At 60.7% G+C, this 25,956-nt stretch carries 28 protein-coding genes and 1 pseudogene; 19 read left to right on the top strand and 10 right to left on the bottom strand.

Translation table 11 applies throughout. The features are described 5' to 3' along the window. Positions 1-88: 88 nt before the first annotated feature. The 4 genes from urtD to urtA form a co-directional block, all read right to left on the bottom strand. Positions 89-964: an urea ABC transporter ATP-binding protein UrtD gene (gene urtD / locus ACZZZU_RS10655; protein ID WP_463550556.1), complete on the bottom strand. Its 876-nt coding sequence runs from the start codon at positions 962-964 to the stop codon at positions 89-91. Further along, positions 965-2,044, bottom strand: a complete 1,080-nt coding sequence (urtC, locus tag ACZZZU_RS10650) for an urea ABC transporter permease subunit UrtC (RefSeq protein ID WP_463550555.1) — start codon at positions 2,042-2,044, stop codon at positions 965-967. It lies immediately after the preceding gene. Further along, positions 2,041-3,624 carry an urea ABC transporter permease subunit UrtB gene (urtB, locus tag ACZZZU_RS10645; protein ID WP_463550554.1) on the bottom strand — a complete coding sequence of 528 codons (1,584 nt, stop codon included), beginning with the start codon at positions 3,622-3,624 and terminating at the stop codon, positions 2,041-2,043. The genes urtC and urtB overlap by 4 nt, the downstream gene beginning before the upstream one ends. 186 nt (positions 3,625-3,810) lie before the next feature. Beyond that, on the bottom strand, positions 3,811-5,079 hold the full coding sequence (urtA, locus tag ACZZZU_RS10640; RefSeq protein ID WP_122452268.1) for an urea ABC transporter substrate-binding protein: 1,269 nt from the start codon (positions 5,077-5,079) through the stop codon (positions 3,811-3,813). A gap of 623 nt (positions 5,080-5,702) precedes the next feature. Here urtA and ACZZZU_RS10635 point away from each other — a divergent pair. From ACZZZU_RS10635 to ACZZZU_RS10620, 4 genes are read left to right on the top strand one after another with little or no spacing between them, the layout of a single operon-like run. After that, the gene (locus ACZZZU_RS10635; protein WP_463550553.1) at positions 5,703-6,497 is read left to right on the top strand and encodes a hypothetical protein; all 795 of its coding nucleotides are present in this window, start codon (positions 5,703-5,705) and stop codon (positions 6,495-6,497) included. Between the two features lie 57 nt (positions 6,498-6,554). Next, positions 6,555-7,145: a hypothetical protein gene (locus ACZZZU_RS10630; RefSeq protein ID WP_463550552.1), complete on the top strand. Its 591-nt coding sequence runs from the start codon at positions 6,555-6,557 to the stop codon at positions 7,143-7,145. Between the two features lie 18 nt (positions 7,146-7,163). Continuing rightward, complete coding sequence (locus tag ACZZZU_RS10625; protein WP_463550551.1) at positions 7,164-7,925, top strand: N-acetylmuramoyl-L-alanine amidase; 762 nt, start codon at positions 7,164-7,166, stop codon at positions 7,923-7,925. Between the two features lie 8 nt (positions 7,926-7,933). Next, the gene (locus tag ACZZZU_RS10620) at positions 7,934-8,617 is read left to right on the top strand and encodes a glycoside hydrolase family 19 protein (RefSeq protein ID WP_463550550.1); all 684 of its coding nucleotides are present in this window, start codon (positions 7,934-7,936) and stop codon (positions 8,615-8,617) included. On the opposite strand, the gene ACZZZU_RS10615 is transcribed toward ACZZZU_RS10620, so the two are convergent. Together ACZZZU_RS10615 and ACZZZU_RS10610 are read right to left on the bottom strand one after the other, a co-directional pair. Further along, complete coding sequence (locus ACZZZU_RS10615) at positions 8,567-9,430, bottom strand: methyl-accepting chemotaxis protein (RefSeq protein WP_463384755.1); 864 nt, start codon at positions 9,428-9,430, stop codon at positions 8,567-8,569. The genes ACZZZU_RS10620 and ACZZZU_RS10615 overlap by 51 nt on opposite strands. Continuing rightward, positions 9,422-10,192: pseudogene (locus ACZZZU_RS10610) on the bottom strand (MCP four helix bundle domain-containing protein); the annotation flags it as partial. The gene ACZZZU_RS10615 and the pseudogene ACZZZU_RS10610, both read right to left, overlap by 9 nt. A gap of 150 nt (positions 10,193-10,342) precedes the next feature. Here ACZZZU_RS10610 and ACZZZU_RS10605 point away from each other — a divergent pair. Genes ACZZZU_RS10605 through ACZZZU_RS10595 form a run of 3 tightly spaced genes read left to right on the top strand, consistent with a single transcriptional unit; the run spans position 10,343 to position 12,608 of the window. Next, entirely contained in the window at positions 10,343-11,350 is a 1,008-nt protein-coding gene (locus ACZZZU_RS10605) for a class I SAM-dependent methyltransferase (protein WP_463550549.1), read from the top strand. A 35-nt stretch (positions 11,351-11,385) separates the two neighbouring features. Next, a complete protein-coding gene (locus tag ACZZZU_RS10600) occupies positions 11,386-12,084 on the top strand; it encodes a glutathione S-transferase N-terminal domain-containing protein (protein WP_463550548.1) in 699 nt (232 codons plus the stop codon). Beyond that, positions 12,081-12,608 carry an N-acetyltransferase family protein gene (locus ACZZZU_RS10595; protein WP_463550547.1) on the top strand — a complete coding sequence of 176 codons (528 nt, stop codon included), beginning with the start codon at positions 12,081-12,083 and terminating at the stop codon, positions 12,606-12,608. Before ACZZZU_RS10600 ends, ACZZZU_RS10595 begins: the two co-directional genes overlap by 4 nt. On the opposite strand, the gene ACZZZU_RS10590 is transcribed toward ACZZZU_RS10595, so the two are convergent. Further along, positions 12,605-13,447 carry a LysR family transcriptional regulator gene (locus ACZZZU_RS10590; protein WP_463550546.1) on the bottom strand — a complete coding sequence of 281 codons (843 nt, stop codon included), beginning with the start codon at positions 13,445-13,447 and terminating at the stop codon, positions 12,605-12,607. The genes ACZZZU_RS10595 and ACZZZU_RS10590 overlap by 4 nt on opposite strands. A gap of 110 nt (positions 13,448-13,557) precedes the next feature. On the opposite strand from ACZZZU_RS10590, the gene ACZZZU_RS10585 reads away from it, so the two are divergent. The 9 genes from ACZZZU_RS10585 to hutG all read left to right on the top strand — a co-directional run bounded on the left by ACZZZU_RS10585 (position 13,558) and on the right by hutG (position 21,864). After that, positions 13,558-14,271 carry a haloacid dehalogenase type II gene (locus ACZZZU_RS10585; RefSeq protein WP_463550545.1) on the top strand — a complete coding sequence of 238 codons (714 nt, stop codon included), beginning with the start codon at positions 13,558-13,560 and terminating at the stop codon, positions 14,269-14,271. Between the two features lie 116 nt (positions 14,272-14,387). Further along, complete coding sequence (locus ACZZZU_RS10580) at positions 14,388-15,278, top strand: hypothetical protein (protein WP_463550544.1); 891 nt, start codon at positions 14,388-14,390, stop codon at positions 15,276-15,278. A 164-nt stretch (positions 15,279-15,442) separates the two neighbouring features. Further along, on the top strand, positions 15,443-15,736 hold the full coding sequence (locus ACZZZU_RS10575; protein WP_122452279.1) for a hypothetical protein: 294 nt from the start codon (positions 15,443-15,445) through the stop codon (positions 15,734-15,736). A gap of 94 nt (positions 15,737-15,830) precedes the next feature. After that, positions 15,831-16,172 carry an FKBP-type peptidyl-prolyl cis-trans isomerase gene (locus ACZZZU_RS10570; protein ID WP_463550543.1) on the top strand — a complete coding sequence of 114 codons (342 nt, stop codon included), beginning with the start codon at positions 15,831-15,833 and terminating at the stop codon, positions 16,170-16,172. A 91-nt stretch (positions 16,173-16,263) separates the two neighbouring features. Next, positions 16,264-17,010, top strand: coding sequence for a sulfite exporter TauE/SafE family protein (locus ACZZZU_RS10565; RefSeq protein WP_463550542.1), 747 nt, complete (start codon positions 16,264-16,266; stop codon positions 17,008-17,010). Between the two features lie 2 nt (positions 17,011-17,012). Beyond that, the gene (locus ACZZZU_RS10560) at positions 17,013-17,930 is read left to right on the top strand and encodes a DMT family transporter (protein WP_463550541.1); all 918 of its coding nucleotides are present in this window, start codon (positions 17,013-17,015) and stop codon (positions 17,928-17,930) included. Positions 17,931-18,088: 158 nt separating this feature from the next. Further along, positions 18,089-19,762, top strand: coding sequence for a urocanate hydratase (gene hutU, locus ACZZZU_RS10555; RefSeq protein ID WP_463550540.1), 1,674 nt, complete (start codon positions 18,089-18,091; stop codon positions 19,760-19,762). A gap of 70 nt (positions 19,763-19,832) precedes the next feature. Next, on the top strand, positions 19,833-21,041 hold the full coding sequence (gene hutI / locus ACZZZU_RS10550) for an imidazolonepropionase (protein ID WP_463550539.1): 1,209 nt from the start codon (positions 19,833-19,835) through the stop codon (positions 21,039-21,041). Beyond that, complete coding sequence (hutG, locus tag ACZZZU_RS10545) at positions 21,034-21,864, top strand: N-formylglutamate deformylase (protein ID WP_463383802.1); 831 nt, start codon at positions 21,034-21,036, stop codon at positions 21,862-21,864. Before hutI ends, hutG begins: the two co-directional genes overlap by 8 nt. Before the next feature lie 3 nt (positions 21,865-21,867). Here the strand turns inward: hutG and ACZZZU_RS10540 are convergent, their stop codons facing one another. Beyond that, positions 21,868-22,311, bottom strand: coding sequence for a hypothetical protein (locus tag ACZZZU_RS10540; RefSeq protein WP_463383801.1), 444 nt, complete (start codon positions 22,309-22,311; stop codon positions 21,868-21,870). Between the two features lie 118 nt (positions 22,312-22,429). Here ACZZZU_RS10540 and pip point away from each other — a divergent pair, with 118 nt between their 5' ends. After that, a complete protein-coding gene (pip, locus tag ACZZZU_RS10535; RefSeq protein ID WP_122494571.1) occupies positions 22,430-23,401 on the top strand; it encodes a prolyl aminopeptidase in 972 nt (323 codons plus the stop codon). Continuing rightward, positions 23,398-23,835, top strand: coding sequence for a D-aminoacyl-tRNA deacylase (dtd, locus tag ACZZZU_RS10530; RefSeq protein WP_463550538.1), 438 nt, complete (start codon positions 23,398-23,400; stop codon positions 23,833-23,835). Before pip ends, dtd begins: the two co-directional genes overlap by 4 nt. Here dtd and ACZZZU_RS10525 read toward each other — a convergent pair whose 3' ends face one another. Both ACZZZU_RS10525 and ACZZZU_RS10520 read right to left on the bottom strand, forming a co-directional pair. Beyond that, positions 23,836-24,423, bottom strand: coding sequence for a 2-hydroxychromene-2-carboxylate isomerase (locus tag ACZZZU_RS10525; RefSeq protein WP_122494567.1), 588 nt, complete (start codon positions 24,421-24,423; stop codon positions 23,836-23,838). It abuts the gene before it with no gap. Between the two features lie 177 nt (positions 24,424-24,600). Continuing rightward, positions 24,601-25,329, bottom strand: coding sequence for an SDR family oxidoreductase (locus ACZZZU_RS10520; RefSeq protein WP_122494565.1), 729 nt, complete (start codon positions 25,327-25,329; stop codon positions 24,601-24,603). Positions 25,330-25,446: 117 nt separating this feature from the next. On the opposite strand from ACZZZU_RS10520, the gene ACZZZU_RS10515 reads away from it, so the two are divergent. Next, entirely contained in the window at positions 25,447-25,935 is a 489-nt protein-coding gene (locus ACZZZU_RS10515; RefSeq protein WP_463550537.1) for a winged helix-turn-helix transcriptional regulator, read from the top strand. The last annotated feature ends 21 nt before the right edge of the window (positions 25,936-25,956 follow it).

Here is a 25,956-nt window from a genome sequence, read left to right as displayed (position 1 = left end):
GTTGGTCAGACCGCTTCGCGAGCAAGCTCGCTCCTACAGGCGATGCACGGTCCGTAGGAGCGAGCTTGCTCGCGAACAGGCGGCGAACTCAGCGCCCCAAATAAACCTCAATCACGCGTTCATCCGCCTGCACATCGGCCAGCGAGCCTTCGGCCAGCACGCTGCCTTGGTGCAGCACGGTGACGTGGTCGGCAATGGAACCGACAAAGCCCATGTCGTGCTCCACCACCATCAGCGAATGCTTGCGCGCCAGCGACTTGAATAGCTCGGCGGTGAACTCGGTTTCGGCGTCGGTCATGCCCGCCACCGGTTCGTCGAGCAGTAGCAGTTGCGGGTCTTGCATCAGCAACATGCCGATTTCCAGGAACTGTTTCTGCCCGTGGGACAGCAAACCGGCGGGGCGCTGCCGCGAGCTGTCGAGACGAATGGTGGTCAGCACTTCATCAATGCGGTCGCGCTGCTCGCCGCTCAATTTGGCGCGCAGGCTGGCCCATACCGACTTGTTGGTTTTAAGCGCCAGTTCCAGATTTTCAAACACGCTCAGGGCTTCGAATACCGTGGGTTTCTGGAACTTGCGACCAATGCCGGACTGGGCGATTTGCACTTCGCTCATGCGCGTGAGGTCGAGGGTTTCGCCGAAGTAGGCTTTGCCGTTGTCGGGCCGGGTTTTGCCGGTGATCACGTCCATCATCGTGGTTTTGCCGGCGCCGTTCGGGCCAATGATGCAGCGCAGTTCACCCACGCCGATGTACAGGCTGAGGTTGGTTAATGCCTTGAAGCCGTCGAAACTGACGTTGATGTCTTCCAGGGTCAGGATGGTGCCGTGGCGCACATCCAGCCCCGGCCCGGCGGCACGGCCCAAGCCCAGGGCGTCGCGGCTGGTGCCGGCGTCGCTGTTGGGGTTCTGGTTCGCCGGGTCGTAGGCCGGTTCGAGCATAAATTCGGGTACGGGCGTGGCGCGCATTTACTGTTCCCCCTTTTTACGCAGCAAGCCGATCACGCCCTTGGGCAGATACAGCGTCACCAGAATGAACAAGGCCCCGAGAGCAAACAGCCAATACTCGGGAAAGGCCACGGTGAACCAGCTCTTCATGCCGTTGACCAGACCGGCGCCGAGCAGCGGCCCCACGAGACTGCCGCGTCCGCCGAGTGCCACCCATACGGCGGCTTCGATGGAGTTGGTCGGCGACATTTCGCTGGGGTTGATGATGCCCACCAGCGGCACATACAACGCCCCGGCCAGGCCGCACAGCACGGCGCTCAGTACCCAAATAAACAGCTTGTAACCGCGCGGGTCGTAGCCGCAGAACATCAGGCGGTTTTCCGCATCGCGCAGGGCAGTCAGCACCCGGCCGAATTTGCTTTTCGCCAGGCGCCAGCCCAGCAGCAGGCTGGCGGTGAGCAGCGCGACAATCGCCAGAAACAGCACGGTGCGAGTGCCTTGGGCGGTGATGTCGAAACCCAGAATGGTGCGGAAGTTGGTGAAGCCGTTATTGCCGCCAAAACCGGTTTCGTTGCGGAAAAACAGCAGCATGCCGGCGAAGGTCAGGGCCTGGGTCATGATCGAGAAGTACACGCCCTTGATCCGCGAACGGAAGGCGAAGAAACCGAACACCAGGGCCAGCAAGCCGGGGGCCAGCACCACCAGGCACATGGCCCAGAGGAAATGCTGAGTTCCGGTCCAGTACCACGGCAGTTCAGTCCACGACAGAAACACCATGAATGCCGGCAAGCCGTCGCCCGCGCTTTCGCGCATCAGGTACATGCCCATGGCGTAACCGCCGAGGGCAAAGAACAGGCCGTGGCCCAGCGACAACAACCCGGCGTAACCCCACACCAAGTCGAGCGCCAGGGCGACGATGGCGTAGCAGAGAATCTTGCCCACCAGCGTCAGCGTGTAGGCCGACACTTGCAGCGGGTTGTCGGCCGGCAGCAGGTGCAGCAGCGGCAGAATCACCAGAATGGCGAGCACCACGGCGCCCACGGCGAGGGTCAATTTGGGGCCGGCTTTTTGCGCCAGCGTAAGGCTTATTGGCTGGTTCAATCGATCACCCGACCTTTAAGTGCAAAGAGGCCCTGCGGACGTTTCTGAATGAACAGAATGATCAACGCGAGGATAAGGATCTTGCCCAGTACGGCGCCGATCTGCGGTTCCAGAATTTTGTTGGCGATGCCCAAGCCGAAGGCCGCCATGACACTGCCCGCCAGTTGCCCGACGCCGCCGAGCACCACCACCAGGAACGAGTCGATGATGTAGCTCTGGCCGAGGTCCGGGCCGACGTTGCCGATCTGGCTCAGCGCCACGCCACCGAGCCCGGCAATGCCTGAGCCAAGGCCGAAGGCGAGCATGTCGACGCGCCCGGTCGGCACGCCGCAGCAGGCGGCCATGTTGCGGTTCTGGGTGACGGCGCGAACGTTGAGACCGAGGCGGGTTTTGTTCAGCAGCAGCCAGGTGAGCAGCACCACAAACAGGGCGAAACCGATGATCACCATGCGGCTGTAAGGCAGCACGAGATTGGGCAACACCTGCACGCCGCCGGACAACCATGCTGGGTTGGCCACTTCCACGTTCTGCGCGCCAAACAGCACGCGCACCAACTGGATGAGGATCAGGCTGATGCCCCAGGTCGCCAGCAAGGTTTCCAGTGGGCGGCCATACAGATGGCGAATGACCGTGCGCTCAAGGGCCATGCCGATGGCAGCGGTGACGAAGAACGCTACCGGCAGCGCCACCAGCGGATACAACGCCAGCGCATCGGGAGCGAAGCGCTGAAACAGGATCTGCACCATGTAGGTGGAGTAGGCGCCGAGCATCAGCATTTCGCCGTGGGCCATGTTGATCACGCCCAGCAAGCCAAAGGTGATCGCCAAGCCAAGGGCCGCGAGCAGCAGAATCGAGCCAAGCGACAAGCCGCTAAAGGCTTGGCCCAACAGCTCGCCGAACAGCAGTCGACGCTTCACTTGCGCCAGGCTGGTTTCGGCAGCAGTGCGCACGGCGGCGTCCGTTTCAACCGCCGGGTCGAGTAAGGTTTCCAGACGCGTGCGCGCCAGCGGCTCGCCGGTGTCGCCCAGCAGGCGCACGGCGGCCAGGCGAATGGCCGGGTTGGGGTCGATCAGCTGCAAGTTCGCCAGCGCGAGTGAAAGGGCGCCGCGCACGGTGTCGTCGTCTTCGCTGGCGACACGGGCATTGAGCAACGCCAACTGCGCCGGCTTGGCGCTTTTTTGCAATTGCTGAGCGGCGTTCAGGCGCACGGCCGGGTCTTTGTCGAGCAACTGGTGACTGGCTTGCGCGGTGCCGATCAAGCCGCGCAGGCGGTTGTTCAGCGGGATCTTCTTCGGCGTCGAAGCCGGTTGCGCCTCGCCACCTTCAGCGGCTTGCCAGCCGGTGTCGGTTTGCAGGAACGGGGCTTTATTGCTGTCGCTCGCCAAACGGCCTTGTTGCAGCGCCTCGATCAGAGGCAGGCGATTGGCGTCCGGTTGCGCGGACCAGGTTTCCAGCAGCGTCGCCTGTTTGGCGGCGTTAGCGGCAACGAAGTCGGCTGCATCGCCGGCCTGCACGGCAGGCGCCAGCAGGGTCAGCAACAGCAGAAAAAATAATGGGGGGCGGAGCAGGGCAGTGAGCATGGAAGCGTCCTTGAGGGTGGTGCCGGACGAAGGGTGCAGGGTGCGAGATGTGGCCGCCGCTTTCTGTGGGAGCGGCTTTAGCCGCGATGCTCTTGCGACCAAAAGCATCGCGGCTAAAGCCGCTCCCACAGAACGTCGGCGTCAGGAGTGGAACGCTAGGTTCACAACCCCTGACGACTCAGCGTCTTACTTCGACTTAACCGCGTAATCCGGCTTCTTGTCGTTCCCTGGGATGTACGGGCTCCACGGTTGGGCGCGTACCGGCCCTTCGGTCTGCCAGACCACGTTGAACTGCCCGTCTTCCTGAACCTCGCCGATCATCACCGGCTTGTGCAGGTGGTGGTTGGTTTTGTCCATGACCATGGTGTAGCCGTCTGGCGATACGAATTCCTGGCCCGCCATGGCTTCACGCACTTTGTCGACGTCGGTGGTGCCGGCTTTGTTGACGGCTTGCGCCCACATGTTGATGCCGACATACGTGGCTTCCATCGGGTCGTTGGTGACCGCGGTCTGGTAGTTCGGCAGGTTCTTCGCCTTGGCGTAGGCCTTCCAGCTGTCGACGAATTTCTTGTTGGTGGGGTTATCCACCGACTGGAAGTAGTTCCAGGCAGCTAGTTGGCCCACCAGCGGTTTGGTGTCGATGCCGCGCAGTTCTTCTTCACCTACCGAGAACGCCACCACCGGCGTTTCGGTCGCTTCGATGCCCTGGTTGCCCAGCTCTTTATAGAACGGCACGTTGGAGTCGCCGTTGACGGTGGAGATCACCGCGGTTTTGCCGCCAGCCGAGAATTTCTTGATGTTGGCGACGATGGTTTGATAGTCGCTGTGGCCGAACGGGGTGTAGACCTCTTCGATGTCTTTGTCTGCTACGCCTTTGCTGTGTAGGAAGGAACGCAGAATTTTGTTGGTGGTGCGCGGGTACACGTAGTCCGTGCCCAGTAGGAAGAAGCGCTTGGCGGCGCCGCCGTCTTCGCTCATCAAATACTCAACGGCTGGAATCGCTTGCTGGTTTGGCGCAGCGCCGGTGTAGAACACGTTTGGCGACATCTCTTCGCCTTCGTACTGCACCGGGTAGAACAGCAGGCCATTGAGTTCTTCGTACACCGGCAGCACCGATTTACGCGATACGGAGGTCCAGCAACCGAAGGTCACCGCGACTTTGTCCTGGGTCAGCAGCTGACGGGCTTTTTCAGCAAACAGCGGCCAGTTGGAAGCAGGATCGACCACAACCGGCTCAAGCTTTTTACCGAGCACGCCACCTTTGGCGTTGATTTCATCGATGGTCATCAACGCCATGTCTTTAAGCGACGTTTCCGAGATGGCCATGGTGCCGGACAGCGAATGCAGAATGCCGACCTTGATGGTTTCGGCAGCTTGCAAGGTGTAAGGGAACAGGCCGCTGAGCAGCAGGGTACTGGCAGCGAGGGTAGCTTTGAGGAACGGGCGGCGTTTCATCGGGGGAAGCTCCTGGGCGGTCCGTGCACATCACTGGTGGAAGGCAGATGGTTTTTATCAGTGGGTGCGCTTGTCTCTAAGGCACCAATCTCTAGCCACAGCAGGCAGTTGCGTGAAGTCCGGCTGCGCGTCAATGCAATGGCAGCATCCGTGCCAAATCGCGCAAACCGCGTGGCCATGCGGTTGACTGCCTTCTCAGGTTTTTCCGTCGTCTACTGAATGCGCTGTATTGGTGCATTTTTTAGCGGTTTTTCCTAGCGCGGGCGCGTTTGTGTTCTGTTTTGTCGCTTTCAGAACAGGCCACGCTGAATCGTGCTTGCGGTGCTGTCTGGATATACAGTAGTCTGAGCGCCTTCTCCAGGTCGGAACCTTCCCCGCTTCCGGCCCATTAGCAGCTCTTTTATAGAGCTGCTTTTTTTTGCCTGTCTGTTGGCCGTCACATCCTACGAGGCCAGCGAACTGCATCGATATTCATCGCTTTATCCAGTTGTTCAAAAGAACTCTCCGAACTGCGCTTCGGACGTAGGCGATTTGTTTGCGCAAGAACCCTGACTACCTTCTTGTTCCGACGACCAAAGCGAATGCCGCTGGTTTCTTAATGATTTTTCAATCAGGAGTTGTATATGGGTCACTCACAATCAATAGCGCAAATGCAGGCCAAAGAAGATGAGTACCGGGCGTATATAAACAAGATCGAAAACGAGCTCGAGGAAAAAGCGAAGAAACACGGCGATGAGATGCAGGCGAAAATCGACAGTTTCTACAAAGACAACGACTACGATAAAACCGATTTTATCTCCGGCCGTAACTCAGATTTTATGCAGGCCTCTGATTGGTCGCTTGGTAATGTGCAGAAAATAATCGACTCCATTGCCAAAGCCGTATTGGGCGGTGAAGGCAAAGTACCGAAGGGCGTAGAAGTCAATAAAGACATTGATCTCGGTAAATCGGTTGCCAACTTAACCAGTCTGCAAACCTACGTGGCCGGCAAATGCTTTGAAGTGTTGGGCGGCATCGTCGAGAGTTTCGGCAGCGCCAGCTCGGTATCGTTTAACTCGTCCTACAAGAGCCAGCCGCTCGGCAACGGCATGCATCTGTTCGCCACGGTGGTTTGCGATTCGTACAAGTCGACCAGTTTTTTCGAAAACCAGCAGATCTACCAGTACCTGTATATCTATGAAGTTAAATACTCGGTAGGTGAAGCGCAAACACAAGCGAAAATGGAGCTGACCAAACTTTACGAAGATCAGATCGCCACATTTACGCAGAAAGTTCATGGCTACCTAGATCAGCTTGCGGCGGACAAGATCACCCCCGAGCAGTATCAGTCCAGTGTTGAAATTTACAGCGACTTAATTGCCAAGAGCACCAAGGCGCTCGCCGGGTTGCGCGCGAAACTTATGCTGGCTGCCCGCTAATTTATCCCACTCGCAGCCCTTAAGCGGGCTGCTTTGTTATCCCTATGAGAATTCGATATGAGTTATGAAATTGCGCTCTGGCGCGTACCTGCGCCGGTTGTGAAAGAAGGTAAGTATTCAAGTGTTATTGAAGATCGCGGAGTCCTGAAAAAAGCCATTGCCGATAGCAACTCAAACTACTTGTTCAGCGAAGCGGGCCCTGGCGTGCAGCCGCTGGCCATTATTGGCACACGCATGGAAATAGCAGCCTACCTGATCGGCAAGAAAGACAAAAAGGTCGTTAACAAGATCGCAGCCCTCCCAGACATTTACATGGGCATAACGCCTTACAAAAAAGGCGAGCGTTTTCGCGGTTTGTTTCCCGCTCAGGACTTTGGCACTCAGTTGTTTGGCAAGTTAGCCAAATTCTTCCCCAACGTCGCCGACCTCAACATTCCGTGGTTTGTCGACACCGCCGACCTGACGGGCGATGCCAAAGAGCTGCTGTCGGTGCTGGAGCGCTTCAATCGCGAGCAAGGCGAGTCGCAGGGTGACCTGGTGTACTTGAAGCTCAGCTATTTGCCGGAAGACCAGATGAGCAAGATCGGCACGTCCGAAATTTCGTTCGCCGCGATCCTTAATCTGCTGGCAGTAGCCAACAAAAAGTAAGCGAACCCGGAGGTCGCGATGATCATCGACTCCACCACCTACCGCTCACGACTGGGTTTCGACAGCCGGGTGCGCTTTTTGGTTATGCATTACACCGCATGCGATTTCGCGGCCTCCATCCAGACGTTGACCGGGCCGAAGGTCAGTGCGCATTACCTTGTTCCAGACCTCGAAGACCTGACCTATCGGAACGCCGGCTTTAGCGAAATGCGCGGCTTCAACCTGGTGGAAGAATCAGAGCGTGCCTGGCATGCGGGCGTGAGCGCATGGCGTGGCCGCAACAACCTGAATGACAGCTCCATTGGTATCGAAATCGTAAACCAGGCTCACGAAGGTGCCGACGGGCTGCCCGTTTTTCCATCCTATAGCCGCGCTCAGATCGACGCCATAAAGGCGATTGCGCTGGATATCTTGCAGCGCTACCCCAGCATTGAGCCGCGCAATGTGGTGGGGCATAGCGACATCGCGCCGCTACGCAAAATTGATCCGGGGCCCATGTTTCCTTGGCAGGAGTTGTACCGGGCAGGCATCGGCGCCTGGTACGAGCAAGCCACCAAAAATCGCTACGTCCAGGAATACACCATGGCGGGCGTCGATCCCCGCGAGTGCCTGAATCTATTTGCCCGTTTCGGTTACGACGTGAGCGTGGCCACCGATGCCGACAGCAAGTGCAAGTTGGTTCGCGCGTTCCAGCTGCATTTCCGCCCCAGCAACTACGACGGTGTGCTGGACGTTGAAACGGCGGCAATCCTGGCTGCGTTAACCGAGCGCTATTGCTGAGAACTGCTATGTCCATAAGCGTGCAACAACTGCTGCAAATATTCCCCGCTAGCCCTTCGCGCGTCAGCCTGTTTGCGGAGCCGCTGAGTGCGGCCATGGTGGCGTATCACATCAATAATCCCGCGCGCGTGGCCGCCTTTGTTGCTCAAGTTGGCTATGAAAGCGCGCACTTCAATCACTTGGTTGAGAGCCTTGCCTTCAACGCATCACGTCTGGCTGCCGTGTGGCCGAATCGCTTCGCCGAGGGGCCGGGTAAACCCAATGCGCTGGCACTACAACTCGGTGGACATCCCGAGGCGATTGCCAATTCGGTGTATGCCAACCGGCTCGGCAATGGCCCGCCAGAATCGGGGGATGGCTGGCGCTTTCGTGGCCGGGGGCTGATTCAGCTGACCGGGCGCAGTAATTACCAGGCAGCGGGCGTCGCGTTGGGTCTGGATTTGGAAAGCAAACCTGAATGGCTTGAGGAACCCGGTTACGCCTGTTTGTCGGCGGCATGGTTCTGGGCAGTGCATGGCTTGAATGAGCTAGCCGATTCCGGTGATTTCAAAACCATCACCTCGCGCATAAACGGAGGGTTGAACGGTTATGACGGCCGCGCCGCCTTGTGGGCAGCGGCGCGCCGGGCATTGGCGGAGTCGTCACAAGGTGAAGCGGTTGACCAGGTTGTTGAGGTCGACGGCCAGACGTGAAAGATCCTGGCTGGCGGCGCTGGTTTCGTGCGCGCCGGCTGACGTTTGCTGCGCCAGGTCGCGAATGTTTACCAGGTTGCGGTCCACTTCGCGGGCCACTTGCGCCTGCTGTTCCGAGGCGCTGGCGATCACCAGATTTCGCTCGCTGATATGGCTGATGGCCTGGGTGATTTCGCTCAGGGCAGCGCCAGCGGCACGGGCCAGTTCGAGGGTGCTGTTGGCGCGCTCGGTGCTGCTTTGCATGGCATTCATGGCCTGATCGGTGCCGTGCTGGATGCCGCCGATCATTTGCTCGATTTCCTGCGTTGATTGCTGGGTGCGGTGCGCCAGGGCACGCACTTCGTCCGCCACCACGGCAAAGCCGCGACCGGCATCACCGGCGCGCGCGGCTTCGATGGCTGCGTTCAGGGCCAGCAAGTTGGTTTGCTCGGCGATGGAGCGAATGACATCGAGCACCTTGCTGATGTCGCGCACCTTGGTCGCCAGTTGTTCCACGTGCTCGGAGGTGGTGGATACGTCGCCCGCCAGATCGCTGATGGAATTGACGGTTTTGTTCACCTGCTCCTGGCCAAGTCGGGCGGTGCGGTCGGAGGCATTCGAGGCTTCGGAGGTGGCCACGGCGTTGCGCGCCACTTCATCCACGGCGGCGGTCATTTGGTTGACCGCAGTGGCGGCCTGTTCGATTTCGTTGTTCTGCTGGTGCAAGCCACGGCTCGAGTCTTCGGTGACGGCATTGAGTTCTTCGGCGGCGGAGGCGAGCTGGTCGGACGACTGGGCGATGTGGTGAATGGTGTCTTTCAAGCTCTGTTGCATGGCGCGCAAGGAGCCGAGTAGCAGGGCAGGCTCGTCGGTGCCGTTGACCTGGATGGTGGTGGACAGATTGCCCTTGGCCACGGTGGCCGCCACCTCCATCGCCTCGTTCAACGGCGTGACGATGCTGCGCGTGAGCAGCACCGCGAGGATGCCGGTCAGCGCGGCGGCCACCAACATAAAGGCCACCACCACCATCACCGCATCGTCGTAGTTGCGGGCCGACTGTTTGGCCTCTTCGTCAGCGCCCACACGGTTAATTTCCATGAGCTTTTCCAGCTGCGCGCCGAGGCCGTCGGAGTAGGTTTTGTACTCGCTGGCAAGGAAGGCTTTCATCTCGTCGACCTTGTCCTGGCTGGAAAGGGCGGCGAGCTTGCTGTTGGCTTGGTAGTAGCTGTCGAGCATGGCCTTGAAGGCTTGGTACTGGTCGCGCTCGGCGGTGCTGTTGATCAGTGGCTCATACGCGGCCTGAGCCTGATGCAGCTGCTGGGTCAGCTCTTGCTGGCGACTGATGACGGCCGGCAGTTGCGTGTCGCTGCGCTCGACCACGAAGCGAAAGGCGAGGATGCGCAGGCGCAGCATTTTTTCATTGATGACGCCTAGCGCGGCGTAGCTGGGCATGCCGTTGTCGTTGAGATCGACGGTGGTGGCGCGGATGTCCTTCATTTTGCCCAGGGCAAAAAGTCCGAGAAGCACCACCAGCAGCGCCACCAAGGAAAAGCTGAAAATAGCCCTCGGCGCAATCTTCAAACGACGTAACAGCATGGCAAAACACCTCATTGTGTTAGGAGTCGGAGCGTCTGGCTGCTCCGTGTTACGGGCCTTATAGGGCTATATCGTCAAACACTGCGCGAACATGAGTTGGCAAACGTTTGCGTTTACACTGCGCCGCTTTACCCGCCGCGATAAACCGTTATGCACAGTCCCGCTCTAGCCGCTCTTCACACCCACCTGCTGACCGAATTGGCTGGCGACCTCAGTCATGCGCGCCGGTTGTTTCACGGCCGTGGCCTGCGGTGGCCGGGGCTGGAGGAAATCACGGTCGACTGGCTGCAAGGCGTGGTGTTGGTGTGGCTGTTCCGCCAGCCCAGTGATGACGAGTTGGCGGCGCTGACGGCAACGCTGTCGAACCTAACGCAAAGCCCTGAATGGCAACGTGCTCAGGCGCACAGCCTGTTGCTGCAACACCGCTACAAGGAAGGCGACAACGCGCAAGGTGAGCTTCAGCGTAGCCGCGCCGAATGGATTGTGGGTGGGCCGCATGAACAGTGGATCATCAGCGAAGACGGCCTGCGCTTTGAGCTGGACCTCGGCCAGAAGCAGAACACTGGTCTGTTTCTGGACATGCGCTACGGCCGGCGCTGGGTGCGCGCGCAGGCCGACGGCAAACGCGTGCTCAATCTGTTCGCCTACACCTGCGGGTTCTCGGTAGCAGCGCTGGCCGGTGGCGCTCGCCAGGTGGTGAATCTGGATATGGCCAAAGGCGCCCTCAATCGTGGCCGCGACAATCATCGCTTGAACGGGCAAGACCTCAGCCGCGTGAGCTTTCTCGGTCACGAGCTGTTCAAGTCGTGGAGCGCGGTGAAGCGCCACGCGCCGTACGACATGATCATCATCGACCCGCCCACGTTCCAGAAAGGCAGCTTCGCCCTGACCCAGGACTACGGCAAAATTCTGCGCCGTCTTCCCGATCTGCTGAACCCCCGCGGCGTGGTGTTGGCCTGCGTGAACGATCCCCATATTGGCCCCGACTTTCTGATCACCAGCATGGCCGAACACGCCCCGGCGCTGCGCTTTGAACAGCGCCTGGACAACCCACCCGAGTTCGCCGATGTGCACGAGCACGGCGGACTCAAAGCCCTGGTTTTTCGCCAGGTCGGCGACGGGCAAAATGCGCCTGCGCCGGACGCGCAAAACCCCTAAGCTGCCTCGCTTGCATTCCCGGAAAGGAGCTTCGCATGTCTGACTTGTCCGCGTTTCCCATCACCGCTAAATGGCCGGCACAGCACCCTGAGCGCATTCAGCTGTATTCGTTGCCCACGCCCAACGGCGTGAAAGTGTCGATTCTGCTGGAGGAAACCGGGCTGGCGTACGAGCCGCACAAGGTGCGCTTTGATCAAAACGATCAGCTGTCGGGAGAGTTCTTGTCGCTCAACCCGAACAACAAGATTCCGGCGATTCTCGACCCCAACGGCCCGGACGGTAAGCCGCTGATGTTATTTGAGTCCGGTGCGATTCTGCTGTACCTGGCGGACAAGGCCGGCGCGTTTATCCCTAACGATGCGGCTGACCGTTACCAGACTATCCAATGGCTGATGTGGCAAATGGGCGGCGTCGGGCCGATGTTTGGCCAGTTGGGTTTCTTCAACAAATTTGCCGGCAAAGACTATGAAGACAAACGCCCGCGCGACCGCTATGTCGCTGAGAGCAAGCGCCTGCTTGGCGTGCTCGACCAGCGCTTGCAAGGCCGCGACTGGATCATGGGCAGCGCATACAGCATCGCTGATATCGCCACCTTTCCGTGGGTACGCAATCTCATCGGCTTCTACGATGCAGGCGATCTGGTGGGCATCGATAATTTCCCCGAGGTCACCCGCGTGCTGAACACCTTCCTTGAGCGTCCGGCCGTGATCAAAGGCCTGACCATTCCTGAATGAAGCCGATAATCCGAGACGCCCGCGACGACGACATGCCGGCGGTGCAGGCGATTTATGCCCAGCACGTACTCACCGGCATCGCCAGTTTTGAACTGCAAGCGCCGAGCCTGGAGGAAATGCGCCGCCGTCGCGGTGACGTGCTGAGCAATGGTTTGCCGTATCTGGTGGCCGAGCTTGCCGGCGAGGTGGTCGGCTACGGCTACGCCACGCTATACCGTCCGCGCCCGGCTTACGGCAACACGGTGGAAGATTCGGTGTACGTGAAAGACGGCATGGGCGGGCGCGGCATTGGCCAGGCGCTGCTGGGCGAGGTGATCGAGCGCTGCATCGCCAATGGCCGTCGGCAGATGGTGGCGGTGATCGGCAACAGCGAAAACCACGGCTCCATTGCCTTGCACACACGCATGGGGTTTCGTTTGGTGGGCGTGTTCGAGTCGGTGGGTTTCAAGCACGGCCGCTGGGTGGACACCGTGCTGATGCAGCGCCGTCTGGGCGACGGTGCCGACACGCTGCCCGACGCTTAAGCCGTCATCACCTGCTCGTGCAGCAGCGCGAGCAGCTCGCGTTGCAGGGCGGTCACCACGCCGCCACCGCTGACCAGGGCCAATTCGGTTGGCGCCAGTGCCGGCATTTGTTCGCACACCTGATGTTCGGCGAGCACGGCGCTGGTGGGTAACACGGAAATGCCAAGGCCCGACGCCACGGCCGCCTGGATGCCGGTCAGGCTATGGCTGGCGAATGCCAGGCGCCAGGGTCGTTTGGCTTTGTCCAGGCTGCCGATAGCGCGTTGGCGGTAGAGGCAGCCTTGCGGAAATAGCGCCAGGGGCACCGGCTGATCGCTCAACTGCAAGCGCTGACTTTTTACCCAAACCAAGTCTTCCGGCCAACTGGCCAGGCACTCGCCGCTGCCGGGCTCGCGTTTGATCAGGGCAATATCCAGCTCGCCGTTTGCCAGTTTTTCCCGCAGGTCTGTGCTCATGCCGCTGACGGTTTCCAGCCGCGCCTCTGGCCGCGCCAGCGTGAAACCGGCGAGCAGGGCGGTCATGCGTTGGGCATCGAAATCTTCCGGCACACCCAGGCGCAGCGGCAGCAGCGTGCCGTCGCTGGCCAAGGCTTCCTCGGCTTCCTGTGCCAGGCTGAGCAAGCGACGGGCGTAGTGCGCCAGCAGTTCGCCTTGCGCGGTGGGCGTGACCTGGTTGCCGCTGCGATCGCGCACCAGCAGGCAATGGCCGACGGTTTCTTCAAGCCGCCGAACCTGTTGGCTGACGGTCGATTGCGTGCGGTGCACCCGTTCGCCGGCGCGCGTGAAGCTGCCTTCATCGACCACGCACACCAGGGTTTTCAGCAGTTCGAGATCGAGCAAACGGCGCACCTGCTTAGTTGATAGTCCACTGAGGTGAAGAGGTTAATTTAATTTAACACTATGCAACAGCGCTTCTATGCTGGCCGCTCATCTCTTTCAGGAGCGGGCCCATGTCCCTTGAGCACACCCCTCAGCCGTTGTGGCTGACCTTTGATTGCTACGGCACGCTGATTCAGTGGGACGAAGGGCTTCTAGCCGCCGTCGGTAAAATGCTCAGCCAGCGCCCCGGTCATGCCGTGGAGCCGGCGCGGTTTATCGAGGTGTATGACCGGCACGAGCACGCGCTGGAGCAAACGCCGCCGCACCGCTCGTTTCGCCATGTGACCCGCGAAGGACTGCGCCTGGCCATGGAGCAACTCGGGCTACCGTCCAGCCCGGCCGATGGCGAGTTGCTGGCCGACAGCATCAGCGCGATGCCGCCGTTTCCTGAGGTGCCCGCTGCGCTCGCACAGTTGAAAGCGATGGGCTTCAAGCTGTGCATTGTTTCCAATACGGATGACGACATCATCGCCGGCAATGTCGCCCAGCTCGGCGGCCATATCGACCGCGTCATCACCGCCCAGCAAGCCGGCGCTTACAAACCGGCGCCGCGCCTGTTTGAATTCGCCCATGAGCAGCTGGGTGTGGGCCGCGACGAGGTGGTGCACATCTGCGCCAGCCCGCACCTGGATCACGCCGCCGCTCGTGACATGGGCTTTCGTTGCGTGTGGGTTGACCGCGGCACCGGCCGCCAGTTGCTGCCTGACTATCGGCCCGACGCGACGGTTTCCACCCTCGACCAGGTACCGGCGCTATTCGCCAGCCTAGGTTGGGCGCGCGGTTAAGCGGCGACGCCGTCTCGATTAAAGCCTGAACCATTTGCCAGACCTCACACTCAAGTTTTATAGGCCCCACGTAGGAATCGCGGGGCCATAAAGCGCAATGCGTGAGGAAAAAAATAATGTTGAATTCAGATGCTTATGTTGCTGCCTTGGATGAATCTTCAACCGCCTCTGGCGTTTCGTGGGCGGCAGTATTTGCAGGCGCTGTTGCGGCTGCAGCACTGTCGCTGATCCTGCTGTTGCTGGGTTCCGGCCTTGGCTTTTCGGCTATTTCGCCGTGGGCCGACAAGGGCATGAGTGCAGAAGGGTTGGGCATTTCGGCGATTATCTGGCTGGCGTTCACCCAGTTGGTCGCTGCCGCCATGGGCGGTTACCTGGCGGGCCGTCTGCGTAAACGCTGGGCGACGCTGCATAACGACGAAGTGTATTTCCGCGACACCGCTCACGGCTTCCTGGCCTGGTCGGTGGCCACCCTGCTGACGGCGACGTTGGTGGTGGGCTCGGTCAGCACCTTGATCGGCGGCACCGCGCAAGTAGGCGCCACGCTGAGCACTAGTCCGGCCACGCAAGACATGGCCAACGCGGATAACAGCGACAGCTATTTCATTGACGTGCTGTTCCGCGACAGCCGTGGTGCGCCGGTTACTCAGGACGCTGCCCACGATGTAGCCGCGCGTATTTTCGCCCGTAACCTGGCCTCTGACGACGGCGCGCTGAACGCCGACGACCGTGCGTACCTGGCGCAGTTGGTAGCCCAGCGCACCGACCTCAGCCAAACCGATGCCCAAGCCCGCGTAGACGCTGTTTACGGCCAGGCGCACCAAGCGGTGCAAGAGCTGAAAGTAGCGGCCGATGCGGCCAAGAAAGCCGCGACCCACGCAACCCTGTGGATGTTCGTTGCCCTGTTGATCGGCGCCTTCGTGGCCAGCTTCGCTGCCATCTTCGGTGGTCGTAGCCGTGACGCGGTGGTGATTGTCGACGACCGTCGCACCGCCACTACCCTCCGTTAATTAGCCGGTCACTACGTGTTCGAAAGGAGAACAACATATGCGCTCATTACTGCTCTGGTTCCTTGGCATCCCAATTCCAATCATCATTTTGATTGCTCTGCTGACATAGCAGAAAACCCTGGGGCGCTTATTGCGCCCCTTTTGCTAAAAAGGAGAAACACCCCATGGCGACTCCTGTGATCCATTACAAAACCGCTGGTCATTTGGCGTGTGGTCGGGAAACCGGCCAACTCGCTGCGACCACGGAATTGGCGCGGGTGAAATGCCGTACCTGTCGAAACTCCGAGGCGTTCAAAAGCGCGCGCAAAGACACCCGCAATGCGGCGCGTCGTGCGGCACGCAAAGCCAAGGCCACCCACAGTTCTCTTGACTGGCGCGCAGGATGGCGCGAGCAAATTGGCGCGTTGCCGGGCCACAACCGACTACCCCGTGGTTTCGGCAGCCAGCCGTTTGTGTAAGTAGTGGCGGGTGGAAGAGGGGCCCGGCAGGCGACTGTCGGGCCTTTTTCGTTGTGCAGTAAACTTCACGCCTTCATCGGGCCTGGAGCACATCATGAGCGACGAACTGCAGATAGAAGACCTGACCCTTGGCGAGGGCAAAGCGGCGGTGAAGGGCGCGTTGATCACCACGCATTACCGAGGCTTTCTCGACGACGGCAGCGAATTCGATTCTTCGTTTGAACGCGGCAAACCTTTCCAGTGCGTGATCGGTACTGGCCGAGTGATCAAAGGATGGGATCAAGGCCTGATGGGCATGCGCGTTGGCGGCAAACGGATGTTGCGGGTGCCGGCGCACCTGGCCTATGCCGAGCGTGGCATGGGTTCACGGGTGCCGGCGCATGCCAATTTGCGCTTTGAAATCGAACTGCTGGAAGTGCTGACGCGCGACGACTGAGCGGCGCAAGCGGCCTTCTTGGCCCCATGTGTAACCCGCGCGCTTGAGCGGCGCGGCTATACTGCCGAGCTTTGTTGGCGAGGATGCTCTGGTGTTGGACGTTGTGAGTTTTGTTTTACTCGGTATGGCCATGGGCACCATGGGCGGTCTGTTCGGCATCGGCGGCGGGCTGGTCACCATTCCCATTCTGGGCGTGCTTTTCAACCTCGATCAGCAACTTGCCCAGGGCACCGCGCTGTTGATGGTGCTGCCCAACGTGCTGCTGGCGCTGTGGCGCTATAACCAACGCAATCGCATCGTGCCGCGCAACGCGCTGATGCTGATCGTGCCGAGCTTTTTGCTCGCCTGGCTGACGTCGCTGTTTGCCGTACGTCTCGACCCGCAGGTAATGCGCATCGCCTTCGTCGGCTTTCTGTTGCTGCTGGTGCTGTTCAACGTCGGCCAGATGTTTTGGCAAAAACCTGGCGGCGAACGGCAATTGCGCCATGAGAACCGGCTGTGGCTGTTGGGCGCGTTGTCGGGCATGACCGGCGGGTTGTTCGGTGTCGGCGGCGGCGTGGTGGCTACGCCGGTGCTGACCAGCCTGTTCGGCGCCACTCAAGTAGTGGCGCAGGGGTTGGCGCTGGCATTGGCGGCACCTTCTACCGGCATCACCTTAGTGACCTATGCCCTGCACGACCATGTGAATTGGGCGATGGGCATTCCCTTGGCAGTCGGCGGCTTGCTCAGCATCAGTTGGGGCGTGCGGCTGGCCCATGCGCTGCCAGAGCGCGTGCTGCGTTCGCTGTTCTGTGTGTTTCTGGTGATCTGCGGCGCGCTGCTGCTATCGAAGGTGTAAACATGACTGAACGCGCTCCTGAACACGCCCAAGAGCAGGGCTGGCACCACCTGTTTCCGCTGGTTACCGTGATGATCTGGAGCGGCAACACGTTGGTGACCAAGTTGTCGTCCGGCCTGATTGCACCCCCCTCGATCACGTTTTATCGCTGGGCGTTGGCGTTCCTGTTGCTCTCGCTGTTTATGCTGCCGAGCGCCTGGCGTGCGCGCCGCCAGTTGCTCGGCTTGTTGCCCAAACTGTGGGTGCTCGGCTTGCTGGGCATGCTGGTGTATCAGGGCCTGGCGTACTTCGCGGCGGCCAGTACCAGCGCGACCAACATGGGCATTTTGATCGCCTTGTCGCCGCTGTTGTCCTCGTTGTTTTCCAGCGTGCTGACCGACGAGCGTTTAACCCAAGGCGCGCTGGCCGGTGGCGTGGTGTCGTTTGCCGGTGTGCTGTGGTTGATCAGCGGCGGGCAACCACAGGCGTTGCTGCATTTTCAGCTCAGCCACGGCGATGCGCTGATGCTGGTGGCGGTGATGGCCAACGCCTTGTATGGCGTGTTGCTGCGGCGCTGGAATTTCGACCTCAGCCGCTGGCTGCAACTGTATGTGCAAATCGCCTGCGCGCTGGTGTTCCTCACGCCCTGGTTTTTGCTCAGCACGCCTTCGCCGTTAACCCGCGAGAACTTGCCGCTGGTGCTGTATGCCGGCACGTTGGCATCCATCGGCGCGCCGTGGTTGTGGATCAAGGGCATTCAAACCTTGGGGCCGGCGCGGGCCAGTCTGTATATGAATTTGATGCCAATCACTGTTGCTGTAGCCGCCATGTGGCTGTTGGGCGAAACACTCGGCTGGCACCACTTGGTCGGCGGTAGCCTGGCGTTGGCCGGTGTGTGGATGGGCCAACGGTTACGCAAACCGTTGCGCCAGAGCGCCTGACGGCCCGAACGCGCAGGCGCTTGCCCTGCGCGATTCCCTTCCTTTTAGTGTTTTTGCAGGCCTGGGCTTTTCAGCGCGGCTGACTGCGTGCTTTACTTGTACATACAAGTTCGTACGAGTTGTCTTATCTTCCGCCTGCGGGCGTCTGGGAGCCTTTCATGAGCACATCTAGTCGTTACCGTGACACCGTCGTGCGCGCCGCCCGTGGCACACAACTCAGCGCCAAAAGCTGGATGACCGAAGCGCCGCTGCGCATGTTGATGAACAACCTCGACCCGGAAGTGGCCGAGAACCCGAACGAGCTGGTGGTGTACGGCGGCATTGGGCGCGCCGCGCGGAACTGGGAATGCTACGACGCCATCGTTAAAGCGCTCATCGCCCTGGAAGAAGACGAAACCTTGCTGGTGCAGTCGGGCAAACCGGTCGGCGTGTTCAAAACCCACAGCAACGCGCCGCGCGTGTTGATCGCCAACTCCAACCTGGTACCGCACTGGGCCACCTGGGAACATTTCAACGAACTGGATGCCAAGGGCCTGGCCATGTACGGCCAGATGACCGCCGGCAGTTGGATCTACATCGGCAGCCAGGGCATCGTGCAAGGCACCTACGAAACCTTCGTCGAAGCGGGCCGCCAGCATTACAACGGCAACCTCACCGGCAAGTGGGTGCTCACCGCTGGCTTGGGCGGCATGGGCGGCGCGCAACCGTTGGCCGCGGGCATGGCCGGCGCCTGTTCGCTGAACATTGAATGCCAGCAAAGCCGCATCGATTTTCGCCTGAAAACCCGCTACGTCGACGAACAAGCCGACGACCTCGACGATGCCCTGGCGCGTATCGCCCGTTACACCGGCGAAGGCAAAGCGGTATCCATCGCCCTGTGCGGCAACGCCGCCGACATTCTGCCGGAGCTGGTGCGCCGTGGCGTTCGCCCCGATATGGTCACCGACCAAACCAGCGCCCACGACCCGCTGAACGGCTACCTGCCCAGCGGCTGGACCTGGGACGACTACCGCGCCAAAGCGCAAACCCAGCCGGCCGACGTGGTGAAAGCGGCCAAGCAATCAATGGCCGTGCACGTTGAAGCCATGTTGGCGTTCCAGAAAATGGGCGTGCCGACCTTCGACTACGGCAACAACATCCGCCAAATGGCCAAAGACGAAGGCGTGGCCAACGCCTTCGATTTCCCCGGCTTCGTGCCAGCCTATATCCGCCCGCTGTTCTGCCGTGGCGTGGGGCCATTTCGCTGGGCCGCGCTGTCGGGCAATGCTGAAGACATTTACAAAACCGACGCCAAGGTCAAAGAACTGATCGCCGACGACGCGCACCTGCACCGCTGGCTCGACATGGCCCGCGAGCGCATTGCCTTCCAAGGTTTGCCGGCGCGCATCTGCTGGGTGGGCTTGGGCCAGCGCGCGAAGCTTGGCCTGGCGTTCAACGAAATGGTGCGCAGTGGCGAGCTGTCGGCGCCTATCGTCATCGGCCGCGACCACCTCGATTCCGGATCGGTGGCCAGCCCGAACCGTGAAACCGAAGCCATGCGCGATGGGTCGGATGCAGTGTCCGACTGGCCGCTGCTCAACGCATTGCTGAACACCGCGAGCGGCGCCACTTGGGTATCGCTGCACCACGGTGGCGGCGTGGGCATGGGCTTTTCCCAGCATTCGGGCATGGTCATTGTCTGCGACGGCACCGATGAAGCCGCAGCGCGTATCGCCCGTGTACTGCACAACGACCCGGCGACCGGCGTGATGCGCCATGCCGATGCTGGGTATCAAATCGCGATTGATTGCGCCGAGGAGCAGGGCTTGAACCTGCCGATGATCACGCGGTGATGCTTTGCTCCCCTCTCCCGCAGGCGGGAGAGGGAACTGAACGTAAACGCTTCACTGGCTCGGAGGCTCCATGCAGCACCTTTGGTTCAACTGCCACGCCGCCACCCTGGCCGGCGGCGCATATTCGAACATCGAGAACGCCGCCATCGTCACGGCCGATGGGCTGATCCAATGGATCGGCCCCTCCGCCGAGTTGCCCTCCGCCGACTACGCCCAGCGCCATGACTTGCAAGGCGCCTGGGTTACGCCCGGCCTGATTGATTGCCACACCCACGCGGTATTCGGCAGTAACCGCAGCGCCGAGTTCGAGCAGCGCCTGCAAGGCGTGAGCTATGCCGAAATCGCTGCAGCCGGCGGCGGCATTGCCAGTACCGTGCGCGCCACCCGGGCGGCCAGTGAAGATGAATTACTCGCCAGCGCCACCCAACGCGTCCGCGCGCTGCTGCGTGATGGCGTGACCACCATTGAAATCAAGTCTGGCTACGGCCTGGATCTGGCCAACGAACGCACGATGCTGCGGGTCATCCGGCGTCTGGGCGACACCTTGCCCGTCACGGTGCGCAGCACTTGCCTGGCGGCACACGCTTTGCCCCCGGAATTTGCCGGACGCAGCGATGACTACATCGACCACGTCTGCACGCGAATGCTGCCCGCGCTGGCAGCGGAAAATCTGGTCGATGCGGTCGACGCTTTCTGCGAGCACTTGGCGTTCTCGCCGGCGCAGGTGGAGCGTGTGTTTATCACGGCGCGTGCCTTGGGCTTGCCGGTGAAGCTGCACGCCGAGCAACTTTCTTCGCTGGCGGGCTCGAGCCTGGCGGCGCGGTATCAGGCGTTGTCGGCGGATCATTTGGAATTCATGACGGCCGACGACGCCAAGGCCATGGCGGCGGCTGGCACCGTCGCGGTGTTGCTGCCCGGCGCGTTTTATTTCCTGCGTGAAACCCAATTGCCGCCCATTTCGCTGTTGCGCGAACACGGCGTGGCTATGGCCATCGCCAGCGACCTCAACCCTGGCACCTCGCCGGTGTTGTCACTGCGGCTGATGCTGAATATGGCGTGCACCTTGTTCCGTCTCACCCCAGAAGAAGCCTTGGCTGGCGTCACTCTCAACGCGGCAAAAGCGCTGGGGTTGGGCGCCAGCCATGGCAGTCTTGAAGTAGGCAAGGTGGCGGATTTCGTCGCCTGGCAAATCGCCCAACCGGCCGAGTTGAGCTACTGGCTCGGCGGCGATTTGAGCAAGCGCGTGATCCGCCATGGCCAGGAGCTAAGTGATGTCTGACTTGATCGAACGTCCCTACGAATTCGCCCAAGGCACGGTGCCGCTGCTGATCAGCATGCCCCACGCCGGCCTGCAACTGACGCCCGCCGTGCAGGCCGGGCTGGTGCCGCAAGCGCAAGGCTTGCCGGACACCGACTGGCATATTCCGACGCTCTACGCGTTCGCTGCCGACCTGGGCGCCAGCACTTTGGCCGCGAACTATTCGCGCTATGTGGTGGACCTGAACCGGCCAGCCGACGACCGCCCGTTGTATGCCAGCGCAACCACTGGCCTGTTCCCCGACACCCTGTTCGACGGCGCGCCGCTGTTTATCGAAGGCGGCGTGCCCTCAGCCTTGGAGCGCGAGCGTTATCTGCAGGAAATCTGGACGCCCTATCACCGCGCGCTGAATGACGAATTGGCGCGGCTCAAAGCACAGTTTGGTTATGCGCTGTTATTCGACGCGCACTCGATTTGTTCTCGAGTACCACGCCTGTTCGACGGCAAATTGCCCGACTTCAACCTAGGCACCAACGACGGCGCTAGTTGTGCTGCCGAGCTGGCGGAGCAATTGGTGCAGGTGTGCGCGCGGTCGCCGCGCTACAGCCATGTGCTCAATGGGCGCTTCAAAGGCGGGCACATTACCCGCCATTACGGGCGTCCGGCTGAACGGGTGCAGGCGGTGCAGCTGGAGATTGGCCAATGCATTTATATGGATGAACAAGCGCCGTTCACCTTCCGGCCGGACCTGGCCGAGGACGCGCAAGTGGTGCTGCGTGGATTGTTGCGCACGTACCTGGCGTGGGCGCAGACGCATTACGCCGGCGAAGCGGACGCCCTCTGATCTTTACTCCCAATTGATCCGCGCCAACTTCCATTCCTTGTCTTCCAACCACCACTCCAGTTTCACGCTGTAGTGGTTGGCGTTGTCTGGTATCAAACCTTCGGCGCCAGTAACCGCCACTTGCGCCTCGGTGTAACCCTTGCTGGACGAGGCAGGGTCCAGGTTGCTGGTTTTGCTCAGGGCGATCACCCGCACGTTTTTGTAGCGCAGAAACAGGCCGAGCATGGTGCGCTTGGCCCATTCGCTGTCGTACTGCTGCTGGGCGCGAAACTCGGAGTGCAGCTGTTCCATGACGTCGCTGCTGCGCTTGGCTTCAAGGTTGTCTTGTAGCTGCTGCACGGCGGCTTCCAGCGAGGCCATGGGATCACTGTTTGAGCAACCGGCAAGCACGGTCAGCGCCATGGCGATAAACCACAAGCGGGCAAAGGGAATTATCCGGTCTGGCATGCTCAACTCCGTTTTCATGGTTATGATGCCCGGCAGAGCTCAGGCGCCTTGCCGGGAAAATGTACCCGACCTTCAGGGATTGCGCGTGGCAGCGTCTTAATTAACAAGGGAGTGCAGCATGCAGACTTTGTATCCGGAGATTAAGCCTTACGCGCGCCACGAACTGGCCGTGCAGGCGCCGCACGTGCTGTATGTCGACGAAAGCGGCACGCCGGAAGGTCTTCCCGTGGTGTTTCTGCATGGCGGCCCTGGCGCCGGTTGCGACGGCGCCAGCCGCCGCTATTTCGATCCTAACCAGTACCGAATCATCACCTTCGACCAGCGCGGCTGCGGGCGCTCCACTCCCCACGCCAGTCTGGAAAACAACACCACCTGGGATTTGGTCGCTGACCTCGAAGTGATTCGCCAGCATCTGGGCATCGACAAATGGGTGCTGTTTGGCGGCTCGTGGGGCTCGACCTTGGCGCTGGCCTACGCGCAAACCCATCCTGAACGTGTACACGCCCTGATTCTTCGCGGCATTTTTTTGTGCCGTCCCCAGGAAATTCGCTGGTTTTATCAGGAAGGCGCCAGTCGCCTGTTCCCCGATTATTGGCAGGATTATGTGGCGCCGATTCCGCCGGAAGAGCGTCACGACTTGGTTTCGGCCTTCCATAAACGCCTGAGCGGCAGCGACCAGATTGCGCAAATGCACGCCGCCAAAGCCTGGTCGACGTGGGAAGGCCGCACCGCCACGCTGCGCCCAAACACCCAGGTGGTGGAACGCTTCAGCGAGCCACAGCGCGCGCTGTCGATCGCTCGGGTGGAGTGCCACTACTTTATGCACAACGCGTTTCTTGAACCGGACCAGCTGATTCGCGACATGCACAAGATTGCCCACCTGCCCGGCATCATCGTGCACGGGCGCTACGACATGATCTGCCCGCTGGATAACGCCTGGGAACTGCACCAAGCCTGGCCCAACAGCGAGCTGCAGATTATTCGCGACGCCGGCCATGCCGCTGCCGAGCCGGGCATCACGGATGCACTGGTGCGCGCCGCCGAGCAAATCGCTCGCCGCCTGCTTAACCTGGCACCGGACGAAGCATGAAGGGACTGATTCAACGCGTCACTCAGGCGCGTGTCGATGTGGCGGGCGAAACCGTTGGGGCGATCGATCAGGGCCTTCTGGTGCTGGTCGGCGTCGAACCGCAAGACAGCAAAGCCAGCGCCGACAAACTGCTGCACAAACTGCTCAACTACCGCGTATTCAGCGATGCCGACGGCAAGATGAATTTGTCGCTGACTGACGTGGCGGGCGGGTTGCTGCTGGTCTCGCAATTCACCCTGGCAGCCGACACCAAAAGCGGCCTGCGCCCGAGCTTTTCCACTGCAGCGCCGCCAGCGTTGGGCGCCGAGCTGTTCGACTATCTGGTTGAGCAGGCGCGGGTGAAACACCCGGTGGTTGCCACCGGGCGTTTTGGTGCGGATATGCAGGTGTCGTTGGTGAACGACGGACCCGTGACGTTTCTGCTGGAAACCTGATTAGCGATTCAACGCTTCGGCCACGAAATCCAGCCGATCCTGGCCGAAATGCATTTCTCCATCGACAAAGAACGTCGGCGCACCAAAGGCGCCGCGTTTGACGGCGTCCTCGGTAATGTCTTTCAGGCGCTGCTTCACGTCCTCGTCATTCACCAGCCGCTCGAACTCCGCCGGCTCCAGCCCGGCTGCGCTAAGCACCTGCGCGACCACGGCCGGGTCGCCCATGTTTTTCTGCTCGATCCACATTGCCGTGAACACAGCATTTACGTACGGATGGAAATTCGCGCTGCCCAAGTAACCGGCCGCGCCGCGCATCAAAAGCAGTGTATTGATCGGAAAGAACGGGTTGAACGCCATCGGCACGCCGTAACGGGTGGCGAAGCGCGCCAGGTCGCCAAAGGTGTACTTGGCCTTAGCCGGAATCGCGACCGGCGACTGGTTGCCCGTGGCCTTGAACACGCCGCCAAGCAGCATCGGTTTCCACGTGATTTCCACGCCGGCATCGGCCGCAATTTTCGGCAGTTGAGTCCACGCCAGGTAAGTGGTGGGGCTGCCGAAGTCGAAGAAGAATTCCAGGGTTTTGCTCATGTTTTGATCCGCTGTTTTTGTTGGTTGTCGGAAGGTGCCGTTACCGAGTTCGAGGTTTTCGGGGCTAAGGCATTGCAAGGCGCCCCGCAGCTTTAAAGCGCAGCGTACTTAGGTACGTGAGCATTTAAAGCGAGGACGCAACGCAGCAAGGCCGACGACCCGGAAACCGTCCATGGACTAGAACGTTTCTAGCCAGGGGCGTAGATCAAGTTCGTGGGTCCACGAGTCTCTGGGTTGGGTGTGAATCTGCCAATACGAATCGGCAATATGGTCCGGATTCAAAATCCCGTCCTGCTCTTTCATGGCGTAGCGCTCAGGGAAGTTGTCGCGGATAAACGCCGTGTCTATCGCGCCATCAATAATGGGATGGGCCACATGAATGCCCAGCGGCCCTAACTCGCGCGCCATGCTCTGGGCCGTGGCGCGCAGGGCGAACTTGGCGCTGGCAAACGCTGCGAAGCCTTTGCCGCCGCGTAACGATGCCGTGGCGCCGGTGAAAATGATGGTGCCGCGTGCACGGGGCAGCATGACCCGCGCGGCTTCGCGACCAGTGAGGAAGCCGGCGAGCGCGGCCATTTCCCAAACCTTGCGGTATACGCGCTCGGTGGTGTCGGTGATGGAGAAGTGCACGTTGGCGCCGATGTTGAACACCACCACTTCCAGCGGCCCGATCTCGCGTTCGATGGTGGCGAACATCTCGACCACTTGGTCTTCGAGCCGCGCATCGCAGCCGAAGGCGCGCGCTTGGCCGCCAGCGGCGGTGATCTCGGCCACCAGCGGTTCGAGTTTTTCGGCGTTACGCCGCGCTACACACGCCACATAACCTTCACGGGCAAAGCGCTTGGCTATCGCGCCGCCGGTGGCATCGCCGGCTCCCACCACTAACACTGCTTTGCGTTCGCTCATTGTTGTTCTCTCGTCGGTTGCGTGAGTAAGTTCCTTTTTGGAACTGAGCTGGATAGTCAGTTCCTTTTTGGAACCTGTCAAGCTAGAGTAGCCAGCAGAACGTTCTGGAGAATCGTCATGCGCTGGGAAGAACTGGGCGACCAGCCCTGCTCGCTGTCACGCACGTTATCGGTGGTCGGTGACCGCTGGACCCTGCTGGTGCTGCGCGAATGTTTTATGGGCGTGCGCCGTTTCGACGACTTCGAAAAGCGCATGGGCATCACCCGACATGTGTTGGCAGAGCGCCTGAAGCGCCTGACCGAGCATGGCGTGCTGGTGAAAAGCGCCTACCAACAGCGGCCTGTGCGCGAGGAGTATAGGTTGACCGAAAAGGGCCACGACCTTTACCCGGCCGTGCTCGCGCTGGTGAACTGGGGCGACCGGCACATGAGCGGCGACACTGGCCAACCGATTCGCCATGTGCACAAACGCTGTGGCCACGAGGTGCGCGGCGTGCTGGTGTGTTCGGAATGCGGCGAACCGCTGCACGCGCGGGATATGAGCCTGCGCGAAGCGCCGGAGTTAGAAGGGAAGTTATTGCCGGCGCACTGGCACCGCAAAGGCTGATCAGGCCTTGGAATCGCTTTT

It is taken from the genome of Pseudomonas sp. AC136, assembly GCF_979258585.1.
This window is presented reverse-complemented; position numbering and strand designations above follow the sequence as displayed.

Excerpts from the sequence above, each read along its gene's own strand:
- ACZZZU_RS10625 (WP_463550551.1), top strand. The coding sequence starts at position 7,164 with ATGATCATCGACTCCACCACCTACCGCTCACGACTGGGTTTCGACAGC.
- urtD (WP_463550556.1), bottom strand. The coding sequence starts at position 964 with ATGCGCGCCACGCCCGTACCCGAATTTATGCTCGAACCGGCCTACGAC.
- ACZZZU_RS10570 (WP_463550543.1), top strand. The coding sequence starts at position 15,831 with ATGAGCGACGAACTGCAGATAGAAGACCTGACCCTTGGCGAGGGCAAA.
- ACZZZU_RS10560 (WP_463550541.1), top strand. The coding sequence starts at position 17,013 with ATGACTGAACGCGCTCCTGAACACGCCCAAGAGCAGGGCTGGCACCAC.
- hutU (WP_463550540.1), top strand. The coding sequence starts at position 18,089 with ATGAGCACATCTAGTCGTTACCGTGACACCGTCGTGCGCGCCGCCCGT.
- ACZZZU_RS10620 (WP_463550550.1), top strand. The coding sequence starts at position 7,934 with ATGTCCATAAGCGTGCAACAACTGCTGCAAATATTCCCCGCTAGCCCT.
- ACZZZU_RS10515 (WP_463550537.1), top strand. The coding sequence starts at position 25,447 with ATGCGCTGGGAAGAACTGGGCGACCAGCCCTGCTCGCTGTCACGCACG.
- ACZZZU_RS10605 (WP_463550549.1), top strand. The coding sequence starts at position 10,343 with ATGCACAGTCCCGCTCTAGCCGCTCTTCACACCCACCTGCTGACCGAA.
- ACZZZU_RS10635 (WP_463550553.1), top strand. The coding sequence starts at position 5,703 with ATGGGTCACTCACAATCAATAGCGCAAATGCAGGCCAAAGAAGATGAG.
- hutG (WP_463383802.1), top strand. The coding sequence starts at position 21,034 with ATGTCTGACTTGATCGAACGTCCCTACGAATTCGCCCAAGGCACGGTG.
- ACZZZU_RS10520 (WP_122494565.1), bottom strand. The coding sequence starts at position 25,329 with ATGAGCGAACGCAAAGCAGTGTTAGTGGTGGGAGCCGGCGATGCCACC.
- ACZZZU_RS10525 (WP_122494567.1), bottom strand. The coding sequence starts at position 24,423 with ATGAGCAAAACCCTGGAATTCTTCTTCGACTTCGGCAGCCCCACCACT.
- urtB (WP_463550554.1), bottom strand. The coding sequence starts at position 3,624 with ATGCTCACTGCCCTGCTCCGCCCCCCATTATTTTTTCTGCTGTTGCTG.
- ACZZZU_RS10585 (WP_463550545.1), top strand. The coding sequence starts at position 13,558 with ATGTCCCTTGAGCACACCCCTCAGCCGTTGTGGCTGACCTTTGATTGC.
- hutI (WP_463550539.1), top strand. The coding sequence starts at position 19,833 with ATGCAGCACCTTTGGTTCAACTGCCACGCCGCCACCCTGGCCGGCGGC.
- ACZZZU_RS10615 (WP_463384755.1), bottom strand. The coding sequence starts at position 9,430 with ATGCAACAGAGCTTGAAAGACACCATTCACCACATCGCCCAGTCGTCC.
- dtd (WP_463550538.1), top strand. The coding sequence starts at position 23,398 with ATGAAGGGACTGATTCAACGCGTCACTCAGGCGCGTGTCGATGTGGCG.
- ACZZZU_RS10595 (WP_463550547.1), top strand. The coding sequence starts at position 12,081 with ATGAAGCCGATAATCCGAGACGCCCGCGACGACGACATGCCGGCGGTG.
- ACZZZU_RS10630 (WP_463550552.1), top strand. The coding sequence starts at position 6,555 with ATGAGTTATGAAATTGCGCTCTGGCGCGTACCTGCGCCGGTTGTGAAA.
- urtA (WP_122452268.1), bottom strand. The coding sequence starts at position 5,079 with ATGAAACGCCGCCCGTTCCTCAAAGCTACCCTCGCTGCCAGTACCCTG.
- ACZZZU_RS10580 (WP_463550544.1), top strand. The coding sequence starts at position 14,388 with ATGTTGAATTCAGATGCTTATGTTGCTGCCTTGGATGAATCTTCAACC.
- ACZZZU_RS10540 (WP_463383801.1), bottom strand. The coding sequence starts at position 22,311 with ATGCCAGACCGGATAATTCCCTTTGCCCGCTTGTGGTTTATCGCCATG.
- ACZZZU_RS10575 (WP_122452279.1), top strand. The coding sequence starts at position 15,443 with ATGGCGACTCCTGTGATCCATTACAAAACCGCTGGTCATTTGGCGTGT.
- ACZZZU_RS10600 (WP_463550548.1), top strand. The coding sequence starts at position 11,386 with ATGTCTGACTTGTCCGCGTTTCCCATCACCGCTAAATGGCCGGCACAG.
- pip (WP_122494571.1), top strand. The coding sequence starts at position 22,430 with ATGCAGACTTTGTATCCGGAGATTAAGCCTTACGCGCGCCACGAACTG.